The organism is Synechocystis sp. LEGE 06083 (genome assembly GCF_015207725.1).
In the GTDB taxonomy this organism is placed as follows: domain Bacteria; phylum Cyanobacteriota; class Cyanobacteriia; order Cyanobacteriales; family Microcystaceae; genus Synechocystis; species Synechocystis salina.
Window position 1 is genome coordinate 1 of the sequence record NZ_JADEWJ010000357.1, and the last position, 3121, is coordinate 3121.

4 protein-coding genes are annotated in these 3121 nt (G+C 40.9%); all 4 read right to left on the bottom strand.

What is annotated here, in order from left to right:
- The coding region (locus IQ219_RS18390) for a TVP38/TMEM64 family protein (protein ID WP_194073564.1) at positions 1–517 on the bottom strand (517 nt) is incomplete at its 3' end.
- A 39-nt stretch (positions 518–556) separates the two neighbouring features.
- Entirely contained in the window at positions 557–1567 is a 1011-nt protein-coding gene (arsS, locus tag IQ219_RS18395) for an arsenosugar biosynthesis radical SAM (seleno)protein ArsS (protein ID WP_194073565.1), read from the bottom strand.
- Positions 1568–1633: 66 nt separating this feature from the next.
- Positions 1634–2602, bottom strand: a complete 969-nt coding sequence (gene arsM / locus IQ219_RS18400; protein ID WP_194073566.1) for an arsenosugar biosynthesis arsenite methyltransferase ArsM — start codon at positions 2600–2602, stop codon at positions 1634–1636.
- A gap of 49 nt (positions 2603–2651) precedes the next feature.
- A partial coding sequence (locus IQ219_RS18405; RefSeq protein WP_194073567.1) for a TVP38/TMEM64 family protein occupies positions 2652–3121 on the bottom strand: 470 nt, incomplete at its 5' end.

Below are 3121 nucleotides of genomic sequence, written 5' to 3' on the forward strand. Positions count from 1 at the left end.
TGCCATAACCATAATTTAATAAATTAAAGGGAAACACTGGAGAAAGTCTGGTTAAAATGACAATTTTTAGGCCTTCTTTACCCACCGCTTCATCAATGGCTTTGAACTTTTGATTACCGGCAATTTTCTTGGCCACCCAGCCCCGGGCGAGATAGCGTCCCACCAGGAAAGCTGCCGTAGCTCCCAAAGTAGCTCCAACAAAAACATAGACTGATCCGAGCGCTACTCCGAACACAACCCCAGCCCCTAGGGTCAAGATTGATCCTGGTAAAAATGCCACTGTTGCGACTATGTAAAGCAAAATAAAGGCGATCGCCCCGGCCGTGCCTAAGTCGTCAATCCATTGCAGGGCATTAAGCAACCAATTTTGGGGATTGAAGCCACCGGTGCCTGTTTCCTGAGCTAGAGCCGGACTGGCAAAAAAGATTATGACAAGGCTAAAAGTGGAAATAACCAAAAAGTAAAAACTCTGCCTTTGGGAAATTAAAAATTGTTTTTTTAGCCAATGGATAAACATATAATCAAGGGGGAAGTAAATAGAGAAAGCTAACTAAGATCAAATTAGTGCACCTCCACAACTAGAACCAGAACCAGCGGTGCAACCATAACAATATTGGGCGGTTTTAACTCTTTGAATTAAGTCTAAATTTTCAGCTTTTATTAGATCAGCAACAGTTAACTTTTGATTGAATTTATTTTCAGCGGGAATGTTTTCCATTTGATTAAAATCACAATCATAAACACGACCTAAATGGTCAATGGAAAGTTCGTTGCGGCACATTAAACTGTCAACTGTGTCTGGATTAAAATTATTTTCCAGAAAACTCAAATATTTTTGATGTAATTGATATTTTTCAAGGTGGAATTTGCTTCGACCAATGGGTAAATTTGTAATGGTCAATAAGTGATTAAAACTAATGTCAAAATGGTCTTTGAGGAATTTTTTGTAATCTTGTTCAAGGGGCTCCTGGGGAGGGGGTAGAGAAAATTTATCTGAAGTTGGCAAAGGAGGATTATAAACTAAATCAAGAACTAAATTAGTATCCTTACCATAACCAAGTTTATTTAACCATTGCAGAGCTTTAATTGATTTTTCATAAACCCCATTGCCACGCATTTTATCGACGTTATCTTCCAGGTAACAGGGCAATGATGCCACGATTTTCACTTGATGCTGGGCACAATAATCCGGAATATCTGCAAATCCCATTTCAAAATAAATGGTCAAATTAGAGCGGACAATCACCTCTTTTCCCATCATTCTAGCCGCTTTCACAATGGGCTTAAAACCATAGAGCATTTCCGGAGCTCCCCCGGTGAGATCCACTACCCTAATTTGGGGGAATTTTTGAATAATTTCAATTAGTTGTTGGCAAACTTCAGGTGATATTTCCTCGGTACGTTTGGGACTAGCTTCTACATGGCAATGGCTACAGGCTAGATTACAGCGTTTACCTAAATTGATTTGGAGAGTAGAAATTTTTTGCTTACCCAAGGGACCAGTTAGCTTAGAGGCAAAGGGAGTTATGGGATATTTTTGTGAAGGAATTTCTAGGTGTTGAACCATATTACTCAAAGTTGACTACACAAGAGGGCAAAATCTGGCGATCGCCAAAGATCAATTAGACTAAATTTAACAACAACCACCGCCATCATAATGCCAAGTCGAGTCAGTGATCAGAATTTTATCTGGATAAGTAGAGCTTAATTTTAAGGCTGTTTTATCACATACCGCACTAGGAACTCCCTGCTGAAAAATATGGCCAGCTTGGTCATCAAATAGAGGTTCTGAACCAGCGTAGATAGCAGTTTTGCCAGTAAAAATGCAGGCCCCGTCATCGGGGATCGGGACTTTAAAGGAAACGGAATCAAGACTTTCTAACAACAAATTTTGCTCTAGCTGATAAGTAACAGAATCAAGTAAACGGTAGGGACGACGGGCCCGAATTTCAATTTGCCCAAAGCCGACATCAATTAAATGCTGAGTGTATTCTTCATAGGTCAATGCCCCGGATAAACACATGGCCCGGAGCCTTTCATCCTGACGCAGATGTCGGGGAATAGGCCGAGTAGCAATGGGGTCACTCATTATTAAACGACCATGGGGTTTTAAAACTCGATATGCTTCTTGCAAAGCTCGAGATAAATCTTCCGGCTCAAAAATATTAAATAAGCAATTTTGCGCCACCACATCTACCGAATTATCCGCCACCGGCAGAGTAAAAGCATCCCCTGCCCGAATATCCACAAAATCGATACTGAACCAATCGTTTTCTTCAGCGGCTAACCGTAAATTTCGATTAGCGGCCTGACGCATCGCCTCTACAGGCTCCACTGCAATTACAGCCCCAACTTGACGGCAAAAGTAAGCAAATTGTAGTGCCTCTAGCCCACCACCAACACCGACATAAAGCACTTTTGGGTTATCGCTCAGCTCGTTGGGATGAACGGTGCTACCACAGCCATAGTTCATTTCTTGCATGGAGCGGGGAATCTCTAAGCCCGGCAGTTGCAGAGGGCTACTCTGAACGCAACAGAGTCCCACTTCTGGAGTCTGGGCAACTTCGGCGTAAAAATCAGCGGTGGTTTGGAGATAGGTCATCGTTAATTTTAGCTGACAAAAACTTGATAACTGAATTAGATGTGTTAACTTACTTTTTTGATTCTAAGTTAGATAGACTTTGATGGAAAACTTTGTCTGACCATTGCTTGAGATAAACAAACAAAAATATTGTTGCCCCCAAGCCACAAATGCGCATGAACCACTGAATCAATTGGGGTGTACCATTAAAATTGTCACCAATGGTCGTTAAATCCGTAGCTAATGAGCCAATGTAAGTGTACATAATTGTAGCTGGAATCATAGCAAAAGAACCAGTGATATAATCCCTTATACAAACATCAGTGACCCCAAAGGCGTAATTAAGTAAATTGAACGGAAAAATGGGAGAAAGACGAGTTAAAGCAACAATTTTCCAATTATCTTTTTTAATCGCAACATTGAGCAATTGAAATTTTGGATATTTTGCTATTTTTTGCCTTACCCAATTTCTGGAGAGGTGGCGGCCAATCAAAAAAGCAATAATCGCTCCAATCATAGCGGCAATGGTAGTGTAAATGC